We start from the raw sequence: 17,235 nt of genomic DNA, 5'->3' as shown, positions 1-17,235 counted from the left end.
CACCGCCGGAGTCTCGGTCAGGATCCGCCGAAGACGCGGAGGACCGCCCATCCCAGGGCGCTGTCGAGCCCGTACACGATCGCAACCATGATCAGAACGAATATCAGAACGACCGTGGTGTAGGTGATGAGATCCTTGCGTGTCGGCCAGATGACCTTACGAAGCTCGTTGACGACCTGCCGGTAGAAGAGGGCAGGAGTCGTGCGCGCCTTCTTGTCGCCACTAGGCTTGTCTGCGGTCTCGCCGCGCGTGTCGATCGCCACAGTCCTCACCTGATCCGTCGTATCCAACGCAGTAATGCGGCGCGCTTACACGCCAAGCATTGCGCGGACCGCACTCGCAGGGCACGAGGGACTCGAACCCCCAACCGCCGGTTTTGGAGACCGGTGCGCTACCAATTGCGCCAGTGCCCTATGTCGTTGACCAGACTACCCTGATCGACTCACTGCCTGGACCGAACCGCTCGCCGACATGCGGCGGAAGGACCAGGCGAAAGCATACGGGTGATTGCCGGGTACGTCGAACCAAAACCTGATCGCCCAGGTCACGCCCGCGTGTGGGCCGCGTGGGAACATGAATACATGTCCACCCGACCCCGCATCTCCGCGAGAATTTCCGCGATTTCCGAGTCCGCCACGCTCGCCGTGGACGCCAAGGCGAAGGCGATGAAGGCCGAGGGCCGGCCCGTCATCGGCTTCGGCGCCGGCGAGCCCGACTTCCCGACGCCCGGCTACATCGTCGAGGCGGCGATCGAGGCGGCCCGCGACCCGCGCTTCCACAAGTACACGCCGGCCGGCGGGCTGCCCGAGCTGAAGAAGGCGATCGCGGCCAAGACCCTGCGCGACTCCGGTTACGCGGCCGAGCCCGCGCAGGTGCTCGTCACCAACGGCGGCAAGCAGGCGGTCTACCAGGCGTTCGCGACGCTGCTCGACCCGGGCGACGAGGTCCTCGTCGTGGCCCCCTACTGGACGACCTACCCCGAGGCGATCAAGCTGGCCGGGGGCGTCCAGGTGGACGTGGTGACCGACGAGTCCACCGGCTACCTGGCGGACGTCGAGCAGCTGGAGGCGGCCCGCACCGAGCGGACGAAGGCGCTGCTGTTCGTCTCGCCGTCCAACCCGACGGGCGCCGTCTACTCGCGCGAGCAGACGATCGCGATCGGCCGCTGGGCGGCGGAGCACGGCCTTTGGGTGGTCACCGACGAGATCTACGAGCACCTGATCTACGGCGACGCCGAGTTCACCAGCATCGCCACCGCCGTTCCCGAGCTGGGCGACAAGGTCGTGATCCTCAACGGCGTGGCGAAGACGTACGCGATGACCGGCTGGCGCGTGGGCTGGCTGATCGGTCCGTCCGACGTGGTCAAGGCCGCGACCAACCTGCAGTCGCACGCCACCTCCAACGTCTCCAACGTGGCGCAGATCGCCGCGCTGGCGGCGGTCTCCGGCGACCTGTCGGCGGTGGCGGAAATGCGCGAGGCGTTCGACCGGCGGCGTCAGACGATGGTGCGGATGCTGAACGAGATCCCGGGCGTGTTGTGCCCGGAACCGAAGGGGGCGTTCTACGCATATCCCTCGGTCAAGGAGCTGATCGGCAAGGAACTGCGCGGTCGGCGGCCTCAGTCGTCCGCGGAGCTGGCGGAGCTGATCCTGGAGGAGGCCGAGGTGGCCGTGGTGCCGGGCGAGGCCTTCGGCACGCCGGGTTACTTCCGGCTGTCCTACGCGCTGGGTGACGAGGACCTGGTCGAGGGCGTCAGCCGGCTGAGCAAGCTGCTGTCCGAGGCTCGCTGATCCGATCAGTGCCGGTTCGCGCGGACTGATGAGGGTCGGTTCGAGCGGTTCTGGTCTGATCGGGGCCGTGGGTGGAAGCGGTGGTGGCAGGGGCGGGTCAGGCCGCGGTGATGTCGGCGGCGATCAGCCTGATCTCCGTGGCCAGGCCGGGCGTCGCGCCGATGTAGACGGCGGTGCCCGGCCGCTCCAGCCACATGAAGTTGCGCATGCCCGTACGCGTGATCCAGCGCAGCGCCGGTTTGCCCTGGTACAGGGTCAGCGTCGACCTGGCCACCAGCGTGGAGAACCGCTCGGCCGTCTGCACCCCGCACACCACGCCGACGTACACGCGCTCGTCGTCCTCGCGCCAGATCCGGCCGCGCACCTTGAGCCGCTGCCTGAGCGAGTCGAGACGGGCGAACTTGCCGGCGTCGTCGAGGCCGGGGATCTCGGCGGGCACGTGCACCTTGGTGTCGTCGCAGGACAGCGAGGCCATGTTCTTGCGGGTGATGACCGGCTTGGGCGGGGGCAGGGTCGCCTGCAGCGGCGGCGTGGGGTCGCCGCCGACGCCGCACGCCGTCAGCGTGAACATGAGGAGCACCGCTGCCAGCCGCCGCATCGACCTCCCCTTTGACGTGAGCGGATTACCGGGGGAAAGGGCTCCTAGTCTCCTACACGAGCCTGAACGGAGGCGGCAATAGCGAGGAGATCGTCACTGAGCGAATCGCTGACCCGGACCCACGCACCCATGCCAGGACGTTCGAGCCAGACGATCACCCGGCCGCCGGCGGGATGCCTGCCGACCAGGGCCGGCCTGCCGCGCACGGTGACGGCACGGGCGGCCCGCACGGCGACGCGGGTGCGGTAGCGGTCCCAGCCGGCGGCGACCGTACCCCGTTCGACCTGGACCTCGACGAACCGGCCCGCGCCGCCGAACCTGGCCCAGGCCCCGCTCTCGACCCCGGGCCGCCGCGCGAGGACGCCGCCGGCGGCGCGTTCGAGGTCCGAGGGCAGGTGGGTGAGCCACAGATCGCCGGAGACCACCGCGAGCGCCCTGACCGGCCGCGGCCCCACGGCCCCCGCGGCGGCCGGCCGCTCGGAGCCTGGGCCGGTAGCCGCCGGTCCGGGCGCCGAAGCGCCGGACGCGACTCCGGAAGCCGGTCCGGCCACAGGCTCGGAGGCAGGCGCGGGGTCGGAGGCCGGCGCGGGCTCGGGAGGCAGGGCGGGGGCGGGGCGCGGGGTGGGCAGGGCCAGGCGGGGCGGGCGGCCGAACCCCGAGGAGAACAGCCCGTAGATGATGAGGGCCGTCACGCCCAGCGCCAGCCCCGCGAGAGCCGCGCGGGCGCCCTGGCCGAGCTCGTGTCCCTCGGGGATCATCCCCCCATGATCCCCCGCCCGAGCGCTCCCTACCGTACGTTCGGCCGGTCGGGACGTACGCCCTCAGCGATCCTGCGCGACTCGGCCTCGCCGTCGATCTCCCAGCGTGTGCTGGACCAGGTCCTCGGCGTCGTGCGGCGTCGCCCCGCCCTCCCCAACGCGCCGACCCGCCTGGAGGTTGAGTGGCAAGATATGCAGATGCCACGGCCCCTGCACGCACTTCCCAAGGCCCATCTCCACCTGCACTTCACCGGCTCGATGCGGCATTCGACGCTGATCGAGCTGGCCAGGGACCAGGGGCTGCATCTGCCCGACGCGCTGGAGCAGGACTGGCCGCCGAAGTTGCGGGCGACCGACGAGCGGGGCTGGTTCAGGTTCCAGCGTCTGTACGACATCGCCAGGTCCGTGCTGACCCGTCCCGAGCACGTCTACCGGCTCCTGCGTGAGGCGGCCGAGGACGAGGTGGCGGCCGGGTCGCGGTGGCTGGAGATCCAGGTGGACCCGTCGGGGTACGCCCAGCGTTTCGGCGGGCTGACGGCCACGCTGGAGCTGATGCTGGACGCGGTACGCCAGGCGTCGGCGCACGCGGGGATCGGGATCGCGGTGATCGTGGCGGCGAACAGGACCCGTCATCCGCTCGACGCGAACACGCTGGCCCGGCTGGCCGTCCAGTACACCGACAAGGGTGTGGTCGGCTTCGGGCTGTCCAACGACGAGCGGCGCAGCCAGGCCAGGGACTTCGAGCGGGCGTTCAGGATCGCCAAGCGCGGCGGGCTGCTGGCCATGCCCCACGGCGGCGAGCTGATGGGGCCGCGCAGCGTCGCGCAGTGCGTGGACGACCTGGGCGCCGACCGGGTCGGCCACGGGGTGCGCGCGGCCGAGGACGACTGGCTGATGCGGCGGCTGGCCGACCGGCAGATCTGCTGCGAGATCTGTCCCACCTCCAACGTGGGCCTGGGGGTGGTCGAGCGGGCCGCCGACGTGCCGCTGCGCCGGCTGTTCGACGCGGGGGTGCCGATCGCGCTGGGCTCCGACGACCCGCTGCTGTTCGGCACGCGGCTGCTGCGGCAGTACGAGCTGGCCAGGGACGTCTACGGGTTCGGCGACGCGGAGGTGGCCGAGCTGGCCCGCCAGTCCGTACGCTCCTCCACCGCCCCCGAGACGGTGCGCAAGGAGCTGCTCAAGGGTGTGGACGACTGGCTGACGTCGTCACCGGAGTGACTCGGCGACGCGGACGGCCTCCTCCTTGTCCGCCGCGCCCTCCAGGCGGTAGTTGAGCGTGCCCTGCTGCCAGACGAGCGTGGGGGCGGCCTGGCGGAGCGGGACCTCGGTGCCGTCCTGGCGGCGGATGTAGCCGAGGGGGTGCGCGCCGGGGAGCCACCAGGCGGAGCGCCCGCCGACCAGGACGTGGTCGGGGTAGGGCGGGCCGAGCTTCTTGAAGAAGTACGGGTCCATGGCGCCGTCGAACTGGTCCAGGCGGACGCCGTCCGGCCAGAACATGGACACCACCCGGCCGCCGTCGGCGACCGTCACGCGCTGCGGGGGGCCGAGGGCCGCGGGGGTCCTGACCGGGAAGCGCGCCTGGCCCGCGACGGCGGACGGCGGCACGGTGTGCTCGCCCGGGAGCCCGGCCGTGGTGGTGACGGGCGGCGGCGGGGTGTCACCGACCCGCAGCTCGATGCCGGCGAAGCGGAGGATGTACGCCACGGCGGCGCGCCCCTGGGGGGTGGCGGCCGTGACGGCGATGACGACGGCGACCACGGCCGCCATGACCGCCCACCGCCGACCCCGCCGGCCAGGCACCCGGGAGTGCGGCCGTACAGGCACGGCAATGGGCCCGTGCGCCGGATCGGGACCGTCGTCGGGCCCCGAGCCGGACTCGGGACCGAGCTCGGAGTGCAGGCCGGGTCCGTGGCCGACCGAGATGCCGGGATCGGCAGAGGTGCCGGTGGTGGGGTCCGTGACTGCCGGGCCGGGCTGTTCCAGGCGGGCGCGGACGGCGGCGGCGACGTCGGCGGGTGGTGGTGGCGCGGGCGTGTCGAGGAGGTCGCCGAGCGCCACGAGTTCGGCCTCCAGGTCGTCGAAGGGTTCACGCGAGTTCACCGCCCACCTCCTCCCTCAGCCGGGCCAGCCCCCGGTGCGTGCTGGACTTGACGGTGCCGACCGGCCAGTCGAGCACCTGCGCGGTCTCCGCCTCGCTCAGCTGTAAGAAGTACCGGCAGACGACCGCCTGACGTTCCCGTTCCGGCAGCCGGCGTACGGCGGCCAGCAGCCGCGAGCGCCGGTCGCCGGCCACGGCGGCGCCCTCGGGGTCGTCGGGCGCGACCGGATCGGCGCCGGCGGCGAGGCGCAGCGCCAGGTCGGAGCGCCGCCCGCGGGAGCGGGTCAGGTTGTGGGTCTCGTTGGCCACGATGCGCAGCAGCCACGGCCGGAACGGCGCGTCCCTGCGGAAGCCCGGCAGGTGCCGGAACGCCTTGACGAAAGCCTCCTGGACGACGTCCTCCGCCTCGTCACCCGCCCCGAGCATGGCGGCGGTGCGGTGCGCGAGCGCGCTGTAGCGGGCGACCAGCACCTCGTAGGCGGCCAGGTCACCGTCGAGCGAGCGCGTGACCGCCTCGTCGTCGTCCATGACGAGTCAGATTCCACCGCATCCCGGGCACTTGGGGAAGGGCGTTTCGCTGATCGTGTCATCCTCATGACGATGCGGGGCATTAGACTCGGGCAATCCATGAGCCCCTTGAAGGAACGGGAATATGTCTTCTGGGTATGACCGTGTAGTGCAACCGGCGGCCGGTGACGAGGCCCTGGAGAACCACCTGGGTGGGGACGAGGCCAAGAACTACCGGCAGTACGAGTTCGACATGGTCGCCCCGCATGTCGGCCGCTCGATGCTGGAGATCGGCTCGGGGCTGGGCCACTTCGCCGAGCAGTTCATGCCGCGCCTCGACCGCCTGGTCGTGAGCGACTTCGACCCCTACTGCGTCGAGCAGTTGGAGAAGCGCTTCGCCGACCGCGACGACATCAGCGTGCTGCAGTTCGGCCTGCCGACGGACATCCCGCTGGACGACAAGGTCGACACCGTCGTCATGATGAACGTGCTGGAGCACATCGAGGAGGACGCCGAGGCGCTGCGTTCGCTGGCGCGCGTCACGCAGCCGGGCGGGCGGATCATCATCTGGGTGCCCGGCTATCCGCAGCTTTACGGTGACTTCGACCGCAAGGTGGGTCACGTCCAGCGCTACACGCCCAAGACGCTCGGCACCACGGTGGCCAAGGCGGGGCTGGACGTCGAGGTGCTCAAGCCGATCAACTTCCTGGGCGGCATCGCCTGGTGGGCGGCGGTGCGCCGGGGCGGCGTGGGCTATCCGGACCCGCGGCTGGTCAAGATCTACGACCGCACGGTGGTGCCGACGACGCGCTTCATCGAGCGGTTCATCACGCCGCCGTTCGGCCAGACGGTGTTCTGCGTGGCCCGCGTCCCCGTACCCAAGCAGGACTGAACCGCCCGGCCGCGCCCAGGGGTCACCGGGGCGGCCGGACGGTCTACTTGATGGAGCCGGCGGTCAGGCCGCCGACCACCTTCCGCTCGATCAGGGCGAACAGGATGATCACCGGGATGGTGGCGATCACCGAGCCGGCGAACAGGTTCTGCCAGTCCACCTGGTACTGCCCGATGAACGAGTTGAGCGCCACGGGAAGCGGCTGGTTGGCCGTGGTCGTGGTCAGGGTCAGGGCGACCACGAACTCGTTCCACGCGGCGATGAACGTGAAGATCAGCGCGGTGATGACGCCGGGCATGGCCAGCGGCAGCGTGATCCGGAACATCGCGCCGAAGCGCCCGTTGCCGTCGATGAAGGCGGCCTCCTCCAGCTCGCGCGGGATGGAGGAGAAGTACGCGTTCAGGATCCACACGGCGAACGCCAGGTTGAACCCGCCGTTGACCAGGATCAGCGCCCAGATCGAGTCCACCAGCCCGAACTGGAAGAACTCGCGGTAGATGCCGACGACCATGGCCGTGGGCTGGAACATCTGCGTGATCAGCACGAGCACCAGGAACGCGGTGCGTCCCTTGAACTGGTGCCGGGCCGAGTAGTACGCGGCGGGCAGAGCCACCAGCAGCACGAGCACGGTCGAGCCGGCCGCCACCTTGATGGTGACCCAGAGGTTGACGGCCAGGCCGGTGCCCCAGAAGTCGGCCAGGTTCGACCAGATCCACTCACGCGGCCAGAACGTCACCTCGCGCAGCGAGTCCTGGGAGCGCAGCGAGGTCAGCAGCATGACCACGTACGGGAACAGGAACAGCAGCGAGACGACGTAGGCGGTGCCCGCGACGAGGACCGTCTTGAGCCTGGGCATGGCGCGGGCCGCGCCGCCGCCCCGGCCGGCGCGGGCGTGATGGTGTGGCCTGGTCTGCGACGGCATGGTCTTGACGGCCATCACGTCACCTCCTTGTTCCACCGCGACACCCGCAGGAAGATCACGGTCAGCACGATCACCATGCCGAAGTTGACGACGGACATGGCGGCCGATTCGCCGATGTCGGATCCCTTGAGGATGTACATGAGGATCGTCGACGTGGCCGTGGAGTAGCCGGGCTGGCCGTGCGTCATGGCCCAGATGATCGGGAAGCTGTTGAAGACGTTCATGACGTTGATCAGCGCGGCCACGGTGAGCGCGGGGCGCAGCAGCGGCAGCGTGATCGACCAGTACGTCCGCAGGCGTCCGGCTCCGTCCATCCGGGCGGCCTCGTACACGTCGGCGGGGATCGTCGCGAGCCCGGCCAGCAGCGCGTACGTGGTGAACGGCACCGACACGAACACCGCGACGAAGACCAGCCACGGCATCGCGGTGGAGGCGTCACCGAGCTGGTCGGCGGCGGCTCCGCCCATGGCGTCGATCCACCCGAGTTTCAGCCGGATCTGGTTGATCACGCCGACCTCGGGGTCGAGCATCCACTTGAAGATGATCGCGGTCATGAGCACCGACGCGGCCCACGGCGCGATGAGCGCCCAGCGGGCCACCTTGCGCAGCGGGAAGCGCTGGTTGAACAGCTGGGCCAGGGCCAGCGAGAGCAGCACGGTGAGCACCACGACGGCGACGACCCAGATCACGCTGCGGACCATGATGTCGGCGAAGTCCTTCTCGCCGAACAGCTTCTCGTAGTTGGCGAAGCCGGTGTAGCCGCGTTCCACGCCGAGCCGGCTGATCTCCAGGAACGAGGACCTGATCATCTCGATCACGGGCCAGAGCACGACGAGGGCGATCAGGACGATGGCGGGCCCGACCCAGGCGAGGGGCTCCAGGGCGCGCAACCTTCTCATCAGACACCTTTCCACGACGATACGGCCGGCGAGTGCCGGCCGTATCCGCGTCCCGCTGGATCAGCCGGCCGCTTCGGCGGTCTTCTGCAGCTCACCGAGGACCTTGGCGGGGTCGTCCTTGACGGCGCCGCCGATGGTCTGCTTGATGGCGGGGTTCACCTCGGCCCACTTGGGGTCCTGGAAGGGGTAGAAGCTGGCGTTGGGCAGCGCGTCGAGGAACGGCTTGAGCTTCTCGTCGCTCGACAGCTTCTCGATGCCGCCGTTGGTGACGGGCAGCAGCTTGTAGGTGTCGGAGATCTTCTGGGCGGCGTTGCCGGTGTAGAAGAAGTCGAAGAACTTCTTGATCTCGGCGGCGTGGCCGTTCTTGTTGAACGCCATGATCCAGTCCATGACGCCGAGCGTGGTGTCGAGCGGTCCGGCCTTGCCGGGGATGGGCGCGACGCCGTAGTTCTTCAGGCCGGCCGCGTCGAAGATCGGGATGGACATGGGGCCGCCGTTGACCATGCCGACCTTGCCCGCGCCGAAGTCCTCCCAGACCGTCTTGCGGTCCTTGGTGCCCGGGTTGGGGGTGGTCAGCCCGGCGTCGACCAGGCCCTTCACGTACGTGAACGTCTCGACGTTCTGCGGGGAGTTGATCGACCACTTGCCGGAGGCGTCCTTGTAGCCGCCGCCGTTGCCCAGCATCCACAGGAAGGACTCGGCCTGGGCCTCCTCCTGGCCGAGCGGCAGGCCGAACGGCTGCGTCACGCCGGCGCCCTTCAGCTTCTCGGCGGCGGCCTTGAGCTCGTCCCACGTCTTCGGCGGCTCGGCGATGCCGGCCTTCTCGAAGAGGTCCTTGTTGTAGAACAGGGCGCGGGCTGAGGAGACGAACGGGATGCCGTACGCGGCGCCGTCGACCTTGCCGAAGTCGGCGAACTTCTGCAGCATGTCGCCGGAGACGTTCGGCGACAGGACCTCGTCCACCTTGTAGAGGAGCTTGTCGGCGACGAAGCCGGAGTAGTCGCCGGTCTGCAGGATGTCGGGCACCTGACCGTTCTGGATCATGGTGGCGACCTGCTTGTCGATGTCGTTCCAGTTGATGACCTGGACCTCGACCTTGATGTTCGGGTTGGCCGCCTGGAACTCGTCCACGACGCCCTTCCAGAACGTCTCACCGGAGTTCGGCTTGCCGGGGCCGTCGCCGTAGTCGGCCGCGACCATCTTCAGCGTGACCGCACCGCCGCCGGACGCCTGGGTGTCGTCGCCTCCGCCGGAGCCGCCAGAGCCGCAACTGGACAGGACCAGCATCGTGGCAAGGCCGAGAGCGGCGCCGCTCACAAGCTTGATGTTCACTGGAGATACCGCCTTCTCGTCGGGCCGGGCCGAGCTGGTCCGTACCAGCCGGCGGACCCAGCCCAGGGGGATGAGGCGCGCGAGTAACGGCTCGCCCGCGTTTGCGCCAGCGTAAGCCTGAGTTGAGCGGCCGGTCTATACCGGTCCGTCTCGTTTTGGCAACACTCGCGGAAACCAGACCGCACATGCGGTCTAGACCGGATGTCAGGTGATCTTCCGCCGCACGTTCTCCCCGCCCGACGGCGTGCCGATCCACGGGCCCTCGATCGACGGGTCGAGGATGCCCTCCTCGACGAAGGTGTAGCGGCCCTCCAGGACGTAGTTCGCCAGGCGTACGTCGTGGCTGTCGCTGTTGTCCCAGAGCCGGTCGAAGAGCTCGTCCACGCGACGTCGTGCCTGGTGGCAGAAGGTGTCGGCGAGCTCGTACGGCCTGCGCCCCAGGTCCTTGGCGTCCTCCTCGGCCTTGAGGCAGACGGCGGTCATGGCGAACAGTTCGGCCCCGATGTCCACGATCCGGCCGAGGAAGGACTGTTTGTGCTCCAGCCTGCTCTGCCAGCGGGACATGCCGTAGAAGGTGGACCTGGCCAGTTTCCTGCTGGTCCGCTCCACGAAGCGCAGGTGGGCGGCCAGCGGGCCGAAGTCGGCGTACGAGGTGGGCAGGTTGCCCGTGCCGGCCACCAGTGTGGGCAGCCACTTGGCGTAGAAGCGGCCGGCCCGGCGCAGCGCCTGCGCGCGTTCCTGGCGGCCCGCCTCGGGGTTGATCAGCTCGCCGGCGGCCGACAGGTGCGCGTCCACCGCCTCGCGAGTGATCATCAGGTGCATGATCTCGGACGAGCCCTCGAAGATGCGGTTGATGCGCGAGTCGCGCAGCATCTGCTCGGCGGGCACGCCGCGCTCGCCGCGGGCGGCGAGCGACTCGGCCGTCTCGTAGCCGCGCCCGCCCCTCATCTGGACCAGTTCGTCGAGCACCTGGTACGCCAGCTCGGACGCGTACAGCTTGGCCAGCGCCGCCTCGATCCTGATGTCGTTGCGCTGGTCGTCGGCCAGCCGGCTGCTCAGCTCGCAGACGGCTTCGAGCGCGTACGCGCTGGCCGCGATGAAGGCGATCTTCGTGGCCACGGCCTCGTGCCGGCCGACCTTGCGCCCCCACTGCTCGCGCTCGTTGCCCCACTCGCGGGCGATCTTGACGGCCCACTTGGCGTTGCCCGCGCACGTGGCGGGCAGCGACAGGCGGCCGGTGTTCAGCGTGGTGAGGGCGATCTTCAGCCCTTCGCCCTCGCGTCCGATGAGGTTCTTGGCCGGCACTCTGACCTGGGAGAACTCGGTGACGCCGTTCTCGATGCCGCGCAGCCCCATGAACGAGTTGCGCCGCTTGACCGTGATGCCCGGCGAGTCGGCCTCGACGATGAACGCGCTGATCTTCTTGCCGGTCCTGGCCATCACCACGAGCAGGTCGGCGACGACGCCGTTCGTGGTCCACAGCTTCATGCCGTCGAGCACGTAGTCGTCGCCGTCGCGTACGGCGGTGGTGCCCAGGCGGGCCGGGTCGGAGCCGACGTCGGGCTCGGTCAGCAGGAACGCCGAGATCTCCCCCGCCGCGCACCTGGGCAGGAACTCGCGCTTCTGCTCCTCGGTGCCGAAGAGCTTGAGCGGCTGGGGCACGCCGATCGACTGGTGCGCCGACAGCAGCGTGGCCAGCGCCGGGCAGTAGGAGCCGACGAGCATGAGGGTGCGGCAGTAGTACAGGTACGGCAGCCCGAGCCCGCCGTACTCCTCCTTGATCGTGATCCCGAACGCGCCGAGCTCCGCCAGCCCCTTCACCACGTCGTCCGGCACCTGGGCGGTCCGCTCGATGAGGGCGGGGTCCACGTGCGCGTCGAGGTAGCGCCGTACCGCCCGGACGAACTCCTCGCCCCGCTTGGCCGCCTCGTCGGGCGGGGTCGGGGCCGGATGCACCAGATCCAGCCGGAAGTCACCGAGGAAGAGCTGCTTGGCGAAGCTGGGACGCGTCCACTCCTTCTCGCGTGCCTGCTCGCCGACTTCCCTGGACTCCGCGTACTTGGTGGGCTCGGTCATCGCACCTCCCGACGTTGCGCCGTCTTGTGCTCATGAGTACTGCCCGCCTGACGGCGCCCTGTCGCCCGTTTATAGCCCGATTTTGTAGGAACGGCGAGCATTCACCTTCAGCGCTCCGACCGCCACCAGCGCCAGCACGGCGGGTACCACCAGGTAGAGACCGCAGGACGCCAGCCCCAAAAGCGACATCCCGGTCCCGATCACGGCCGTGGTCCGGTGCCGGCCGGCCGGCAGCATGCGCACGGCCGCCGCGACCCCGGCCGAGGTGACCGCGGCCAGGCAGGCCGAGGTGGCCCGCATGAGCAGGTCCAGGTCCGCGCCCCACACCAGCACCGGCACGCTGAGCGCGAGCACCAGCCCGAGGCTCCGGTACGGCGTCTCGCCCGGCCCTCCGCCCTGGGCGAACCAGCCGGGCAGCGCCTTGTCCCTGGCCAGGGCCGCCCCCAGCCGGGCCGCCCCGGCGATGTAGGTGTTGACCGCCCCGAACGACAGCAGCACCGCCACCACCCCGGTGACCGGTCGCGCCGCCGGGCCGATGCCCGTCTCCAGCATCGCGGTCAGCGGCACGCCGGTCATGTCCGCGCCGAGCACGCCGACAGAGGTGACGGCGACGCCCGCGTACAGCACGCCGATCACGATCAGGGTCACCACCGTGGCCCGGAGCAGGCCCTTCCTCCCGTCGGCGAACTCGCCGGACAGGTGGCTGGCCGCCTCCCAGCCGACGAACGCGAACATGAGCACACCGGCCGCGCCCGCCACGCCCGCGGCGCCGTACGGGGCGAAGGGGGTGAAGTTGGCCGCGCCGGCGTGCGGGACGGCGGTGATGACCGCGCTGGCCAGCAGCGTGACGAGCAGGGTGACCATGACGATCTGCAGCCGTCCCGAGGTGCGCAGCCCGGCGGCGTTGGCCGCGAACGCGGCCGCCAGGATCAGGCAGGCGGCCAGGGTGGCGTTCACGCCGAGGGCGGCTTCGACGTACCGGCCGCCGACGAGCGCGCCCGCGACGGTGCCGATGGGCACGGCGCCGTAGAACCACCAGCCGGCCACGGCGGCGGCGGGCCGGCCGAACGCCAGGCCGACGACGGCGGCCACTCCCCCGCCGCCCGGATAGCGCGAGCCGAGGGCGGCAAAGGTCAGCGCGACGGGCACGCTCAGCGCGAGCATCCCCGCCCAGGCCAGCACGGAGGCGGGCCCCGCCGCGCTCGCGGCCAGGTGCGGCAGCACCAGCATGCCCGGCCCCAGCACCGCGCCCACCAGCAGCGCCGTCCCCTGCCAGGCTCCCATTCGTCCACTCATAACGCCTGAAACTAGTTCAGCCGTTCGGGCTGACCGCCGCTCTACCGAACGCCTGACCGGAATCGCATGGCAATATGGCACCATGGACGAACTAGATTCGGCGATCGTGCGCCTGCTCCAAACGGATGCCCGGCAGTCCAACCGCGAGCTGGCCAGGCAACTCGGCATCGCCCCCTCGACCTGCCTGGAGCGGGTCAGGGCGCTGACCCGTAAAGGGGTGATCCGCGGCTATCACGCCGACATCGACCCCGCCGCGCTCAACCGCGGCGTCCAGGCGATGGTCTCGGTCCAGGTGCGCCCGCTGAGCCGCGCGGTGATCAACGCGTTCAAGTCGTCGGCGGCCGCCATGCCTGAGGTCATGAGCGTGTACGTGCTGTCCGGCGGCGACGACTTCCTGCTGCACGTGGGCGTCAGGGATCTCGACCACCTGCATGGGTTCCTGCTCGACCGGCTGAGCAAGCGCAAGGAGATCGTCGGCTGGCGCACCTCGATGATCTTCCAGCAGGTCCGCGAGGTCGCCCCCGAGCGGCTGCCCGAGACCTGACTTTCGTCAGGGGTGGTCATGGACGGTCGGCGGATACGGAAGAGGGCCTGGTCTTCCTAGGTTCTTCAGCGTGAAACTCCTTCTGTCCCTCGCTCTCGCCCTCAGCCCCGTTTCCGCCACGGCGGCGCCCGCCGAACTGACGCCCGCAGCCGTCGACTCCTACCTGCGCGAGGCCATGGAGACCACCGGGGTGCCCGGCCTGTCCGTGGTCGTGACGCACGGCGGCGAGGTCGTGCACGCCGCCGGCTACGGCCACGACTCCGACGGCCGTCCCGTCACCGCCGACACCCCCATGCGGGTGGCCTCGGTGAGCAAGTCGTTCACCGCCATGGCCGTCATGACGCTCGTGGAGCGCGGCAGGATCAAGCTGGACGAGCCGGTGGCCGCGCAGGTGCCCGGGTTCGCGATGGCCGACCCGCGTGCGGCCCGCATCACCGTACGGCAGCTGCTCAACCAGACGTCGGGGCTGTCGGACCGCACGATCGACATCGCCGCGACCGAACGCGCCACCTCCCTGGCCGACTACACCGCCCGCCTGGCCGGCTCCCGGCTCGCCGCCGACCCCGGCACCCGCTACGAGTACTGCAACGTCAACTACGACCTGGCCGCGCGGCTGGTGGAGGTCGCCTCGGGCCGGACGTTCGGCGACTACCTGCGCGACCGGGTGTTCGGGCCGCTCGGCATGCGCACCAGCGCCGTCTCCGCCGCCGACGTACGGCCGGCGAACGGTTACACCTCGCTCTTCGGCGCCTGGCTGCCCCGGCCGGAACTGGACGGGTTCCACGACGACAGCGGCGCGGGCGGGGTCATCACCACTGCCTCCGACATGGGCAAGTGGCTGATCGCGCAGACGGGCGACGGCCGGCCGCTGGTCAAGCGGGAGAGCCTGGAGACCATGCACCGGCCGACGAAGCTGCGCCCGTACGGGATGGGGTGGGGCGTCGAGGAGGGCGGGCAGCTCGTGCACTCGGGCAACCTGTTCACCTACAACGCCGTCGAGGCCGTCTCCCCCAAGACCGGCTACGGCTTCGCCGTGATGACCAACAACGCCACCCTGTACGACCCGACGTACGACATCATGCTCGGCCTCACGGCCCTGAGCGAGGGCCGCGAGCCGCAGGGTCCCGACGCCGACCGGCAGCTCTGGGAGGCGGTGCTGGGCGCGCTCGCGCTCGTCGCGGCCGGGCTGGGCGTCATGGGCGTGCTGCGGGCGCGCCGCTGGGCCGCCGGGCGCTCCGGCCGGCCCTGGTGGCGGATCGCGCCGCGGCTGGTGCCCGCGCTCGTCCCGGCCGGGGTGCTGGCCGCGTATCCGGACCTCGTGTCGGTGCTGGTGAACGGCCGGGCGGTCACCTGGGCGCAGCTCACCTACTTCCCCGCGCCCCTCTCCGTGACGGTGGCGGTCTTCGGTCTGGCCGGCGCGGCGGTGACGGCCGCCCGACTCCGTGCGCTGAGGTCCCGGGAAACTCCACGTCATGCGAGTACGCTGAGTTCCCACAGGCACGTGAGAGTCGAACCGGCGTGAGGGAGGCCACGTGCGCATCGGGGAGTTCGTCCGACGCACCGGTGTGAGTGAGCGGCTCCTGCGGCACTACGAGGAGCAGGGCCTGCTGCGCCCCGAGCGCGGCGCCGGCGGCCAGCGCGAATACGGCGAGGGCCACGTCGAGGTGGTGCGCCGGATCCGCTGCCTGCTCTCCGCTGGCCTCGGCACCACGATGATCGCGACCGTGCTGCCCTGCCTGGAGGCCGGGAGCGACCACCTCGCCCCGACCTGTCCTGACATGCTGGGGCGGCTGCGGGCCGAACGCGACCGGATCGACCGGGCCATGGAGGCGATGCGCGAGTCGCGCGCGGCCCTCGACAGCGTGATCGCGGCGGGCCAGGCCCGCGGCTGACAGCCTGAGCCGGGTGCGCGGCTGACAGCCTGAGGCGGGCGCGCGGCTGAACGCCGCCCGCGATCCGGCTCGCCGTTAATTCGGTTGCGCGGCCGTCCGAGGCCCCCATAGCCTCATGGACATGCGCCTTTACCTGTAATTCGCGGGGCTTTCCGCCCGCCACTCAGCCAGTCCATCCATGAGACGCGGCAGCTGAGCATGTCGACCGGCCTCTATCGAGCCGCGTCGTGAGTTACGTAGAGGAGCTTCCCTTATGCGCGTTCGCTCAGGAAACAAGAAGAACCGGCCCCAGTTGCCGGTGGTGCGCCCGATGCCGAAGATGCCGCAGCGGCCGATCATGCCGCCCCGGCGCCTTCCGCCCAAGGGCCGTTAGACAACTACCGGGATGGTAGTTAGCGGAGCGCCGCCTCCCCCGTACGCCCGGAGGCGGCGCTCCACCCTTCACAGCCGTTCGATGATGGTGACGTTGGCCTGGCCGCCGCCCTCGCACATCGTCTGCAGGCCGTACCGGCCGCCGGTGCGCTCCAGCTCGTGCAGCAGCTTGGTCATCAGGATCGCGCCCGTGCCGCCGAGCGGGTGGCCGAGCGCGATGGCGCCGCCGTTCGGGTTGACCCGGGCCGGGTCGGCGCCGATCTCCTTCATCCACGCCAGCGGCACCGGCGCGAACGCCTCGTTGATCTCGACGACGTCGATCTCGTCGATCGACATGCCGGCCTTCTTCAGCGCCCGCTGCGTGGCGGGGATCGGCGCGGTCAGCATGTAGACCGGGTCGTCGCCCATGAGCGCGAGCTGGTGGATGCGGGCCCTCGGGGTGAGACCGTGCTCGCGTACGGCCTGCTCGGAGGCGATGAGCACGGCGCCGGAGCCGTCGGAGATCTGCGACGACGTGGCCGCGGTGATCTGGCCGCCCTCCTTGAGGGTCTTCAGGCCGGCCATCTTCTCCAGCGTCGTGTCCGCCCGCGGCCCTTCGTCGTCCTCGACCCCGTTGACGGGGGCGATCTGGTCCTTGAAGTAGCCGTTGGCGATGGCCTTGGCGGCGCGCTGGTGGGACTCGAAGGCGTACTGCTCCAGCACGTCCCGCGTGTAACCCCACTTCTCGCACATCAGCTCGGCGCCGCGGAACTGCGAGATCTCCTGCTTGCCGTACCGCTCGACCCACTTGTCGCCGAACGGGAACGGCATGCCCTTCTCCAGGGCGGCCGTGATCGACGCGCCCATGGGCACGATGCTCATCGACTCGACGCCGGCCGCCACGACCAGGTCCTGGGTGCCGGACATGACGCCCTGCGCGGCGAAGTGGATCGACTGCTGGGAGGAGCCGCACTGCCGGTCGATCGTGACGCCGGCGGTGGTCTCGGGCAGCCCTGCCGACAGCCAGGCATTGCGCGCGATGTCCATGCTCTGGGGGCCGAACTGCATGACGCACCCCATGATGACGTCCTCGACCGCGACCGGGTCGACGCCGGTGCGGTCGATCAGCGCCTTCAGCGCGTGCGCGGCCAGGTCAGTGGGGTGGACGGTGGAAAGGCCGCCCTTCTTCTTGCCGACCGGGGTGCGAACCGCCCCGACGATGTACGCCTCTGCCACAGTGCCTCCTGGAAACCGAGCATTATTCGGTTACTAGGTGC

17 protein-coding genes and 1 tRNA gene are annotated in these 17,235 nt (G+C 70.4%); 6 read left to right on the top strand and 12 right to left on the bottom strand.

All coding sequences use genetic code 11. The features are described from left to right. Nucleotides 1–17: 17 nt before the first annotated feature. Nucleotides 18–263, bottom strand: a complete 246-nt coding sequence (gene secE / locus B0I32_RS26440; RefSeq protein ID WP_181307797.1) for a preprotein translocase subunit SecE — start codon at nucleotides 261–263, stop codon at nucleotides 18–20. A 77-nt stretch (nucleotides 264–340) separates the two neighbouring features. Next, nucleotides 341–413, bottom strand: a tRNA-Trp gene (locus tag B0I32_RS26435). 168 nt (nucleotides 414–581) lie between these two features. On the opposite strand from B0I32_RS26435, the gene B0I32_RS26430 reads away from it, so the two are divergent. Further along, on the top strand, nucleotides 582–1,790 hold the full coding sequence (locus B0I32_RS26430) for a pyridoxal phosphate-dependent aminotransferase (protein WP_106244317.1): 1,209 nt from the start codon (nucleotides 582–584) through the stop codon (nucleotides 1,788–1,790). A gap of 97 nt (nucleotides 1,791–1,887) precedes the next feature. Here B0I32_RS26430 and B0I32_RS26425 read toward each other — a convergent pair whose 3' ends face one another. Both B0I32_RS26425 and B0I32_RS26420 read right to left on the bottom strand, forming a co-directional pair. Then, nucleotides 1,888–2,388 carry a hypothetical protein gene (locus B0I32_RS26425; protein WP_106244315.1) on the bottom strand — a complete coding sequence of 167 codons (501 nt, stop codon included), beginning with the start codon at nucleotides 2,386–2,388 and terminating at the stop codon, nucleotides 1,888–1,890. 44 nt (nucleotides 2,389–2,432) lie between these two features. Next, nucleotides 2,433–3,146, bottom strand: a complete 714-nt coding sequence (locus B0I32_RS26420) for a hypothetical protein (RefSeq protein ID WP_106244314.1) — start codon at nucleotides 3,144–3,146, stop codon at nucleotides 2,433–2,435. 198 nt (nucleotides 3,147–3,344) lie between these two features. Between B0I32_RS26420 and B0I32_RS26415 the strand changes: the two genes are divergently transcribed. After that, a complete protein-coding gene (locus tag B0I32_RS26415; RefSeq protein ID WP_106244398.1) occupies nucleotides 3,345–4,367 on the top strand; it encodes an adenosine deaminase in 1,023 nt (340 codons plus the stop codon). Here the strand turns inward: B0I32_RS26415 and B0I32_RS26410 are convergent. Both B0I32_RS26410 and B0I32_RS26405 read right to left on the bottom strand, forming a co-directional pair. After that, nucleotides 4,356–5,249 carry a hypothetical protein gene (locus B0I32_RS26410; RefSeq protein WP_106244312.1) on the bottom strand — a complete coding sequence of 298 codons (894 nt, stop codon included), beginning with the start codon at nucleotides 5,247–5,249 and terminating at the stop codon, nucleotides 4,356–4,358. The two genes, B0I32_RS26415 and B0I32_RS26410, sit on opposite strands and share 12 nt — an antisense overlap. Then, nucleotides 5,236–5,775 (bottom strand): RNA polymerase sigma factor, encoded by a 540-nt coding sequence (locus B0I32_RS26405; protein WP_106244311.1) that lies wholly within the window; start codon nucleotides 5,773–5,775, stop codon nucleotides 5,236–5,238. Before B0I32_RS26405 ends, B0I32_RS26410 begins: the two co-directional genes overlap by 14 nt. A 124-nt stretch (nucleotides 5,776–5,899) precedes the next feature. Here B0I32_RS26405 and B0I32_RS26400 point away from each other — a divergent pair, with 124 nt between their 5' ends. Beyond that, nucleotides 5,900–6,646: a class I SAM-dependent methyltransferase gene (locus B0I32_RS26400; protein WP_106244309.1), complete on the top strand. Its 747-nt coding sequence runs from the start codon at nucleotides 5,900–5,902 to the stop codon at nucleotides 6,644–6,646. Between the two features lie 43 nt (nucleotides 6,647–6,689). Here the strand turns inward: B0I32_RS26400 and B0I32_RS26395 are convergent, their stop codons facing one another. The 5 genes from B0I32_RS26395 to B0I32_RS26375 all read right to left on the bottom strand — a co-directional run bounded on the left by B0I32_RS26395 (nucleotide 6,690) and on the right by B0I32_RS26375 (nucleotide 13,159). Then, complete coding sequence (locus tag B0I32_RS26395; RefSeq protein ID WP_245956032.1) at nucleotides 6,690–7,583, bottom strand: carbohydrate ABC transporter permease; 894 nt, start codon at nucleotides 7,581–7,583, stop codon at nucleotides 6,690–6,692. After that, nucleotides 7,583–8,467 carry a carbohydrate ABC transporter permease gene (locus B0I32_RS26390; RefSeq protein WP_245956031.1) on the bottom strand — a complete coding sequence of 295 codons (885 nt, stop codon included), beginning with the start codon at nucleotides 8,465–8,467 and terminating at the stop codon, nucleotides 7,583–7,585. Before B0I32_RS26390 ends, B0I32_RS26395 begins: the two co-directional genes overlap by 1 nt. Before the next feature lie 60 nt (nucleotides 8,468–8,527). Further along, nucleotides 8,528–9,799: an extracellular solute-binding protein gene (locus B0I32_RS26385; RefSeq protein WP_245956030.1), complete on the bottom strand. Its 1,272-nt coding sequence runs from the start codon at nucleotides 9,797–9,799 to the stop codon at nucleotides 8,528–8,530. 204 nt (nucleotides 9,800–10,003) lie between these two features. Beyond that, nucleotides 10,004–11,875, bottom strand: a complete 1,872-nt coding sequence (locus B0I32_RS26380; RefSeq protein ID WP_106244304.1) for an acyl-CoA dehydrogenase family protein — start codon at nucleotides 11,873–11,875, stop codon at nucleotides 10,004–10,006. A 69-nt stretch (nucleotides 11,876–11,944) separates the two neighbouring features. Beyond that, on the bottom strand, nucleotides 11,945–13,159 hold the full coding sequence (locus B0I32_RS26375; RefSeq protein ID WP_219912018.1) for an APC family permease: 1,215 nt from the start codon (nucleotides 13,157–13,159) through the stop codon (nucleotides 11,945–11,947). A 94-nt stretch (nucleotides 13,160–13,253) separates the two neighbouring features. Here B0I32_RS26375 and B0I32_RS26370 point away from each other — a divergent pair, with 94 nt between their 5' ends. The 3 genes from B0I32_RS26370 to B0I32_RS26360 all read left to right on the top strand — a co-directional run bounded on the left by B0I32_RS26370 (nucleotide 13,254) and on the right by B0I32_RS26360 (nucleotide 15,607). After that, entirely contained in the window at nucleotides 13,254–13,715 is a 462-nt protein-coding gene (locus B0I32_RS26370; protein WP_106244299.1) for an Lrp/AsnC family transcriptional regulator, read from the top strand. Nucleotides 13,716–13,785: 70 nt separating this feature from the next. Then, nucleotides 13,786–15,237 carry a serine hydrolase domain-containing protein gene (locus tag B0I32_RS26365; protein WP_106244297.1) on the top strand — a complete coding sequence of 484 codons (1,452 nt, stop codon included), beginning with the start codon at nucleotides 13,786–13,788 and terminating at the stop codon, nucleotides 15,235–15,237. A gap of 10 nt (nucleotides 15,238–15,247) precedes the next feature. Beyond that, nucleotides 15,248–15,607, top strand: a complete 360-nt coding sequence (locus B0I32_RS26360; RefSeq protein WP_106244295.1) for a MerR family transcriptional regulator — start codon at nucleotides 15,248–15,250, stop codon at nucleotides 15,605–15,607. A gap of 441 nt (nucleotides 15,608–16,048) precedes the next feature. Here B0I32_RS26360 and B0I32_RS26355 read toward each other — a convergent pair whose 3' ends face one another. Then, nucleotides 16,049–17,194, bottom strand: coding sequence for an acetyl-CoA C-acetyltransferase (locus B0I32_RS26355; protein ID WP_106244293.1), 1,146 nt, complete (start codon nucleotides 17,192–17,194; stop codon nucleotides 16,049–16,051). Between the last annotated feature and the right edge of the window lie 41 nt (nucleotides 17,195–17,235).

It is taken from the genome of Nonomuraea fuscirosea (assembly GCF_003001935.1).
In the GTDB taxonomy this organism is placed as follows: domain Bacteria; phylum Actinomycetota; class Actinomycetes; order Streptosporangiales; family Streptosporangiaceae; genus Nonomuraea; species Nonomuraea fuscirosea.
This window is presented reverse-complemented; position numbering and strand designations above follow the sequence as displayed.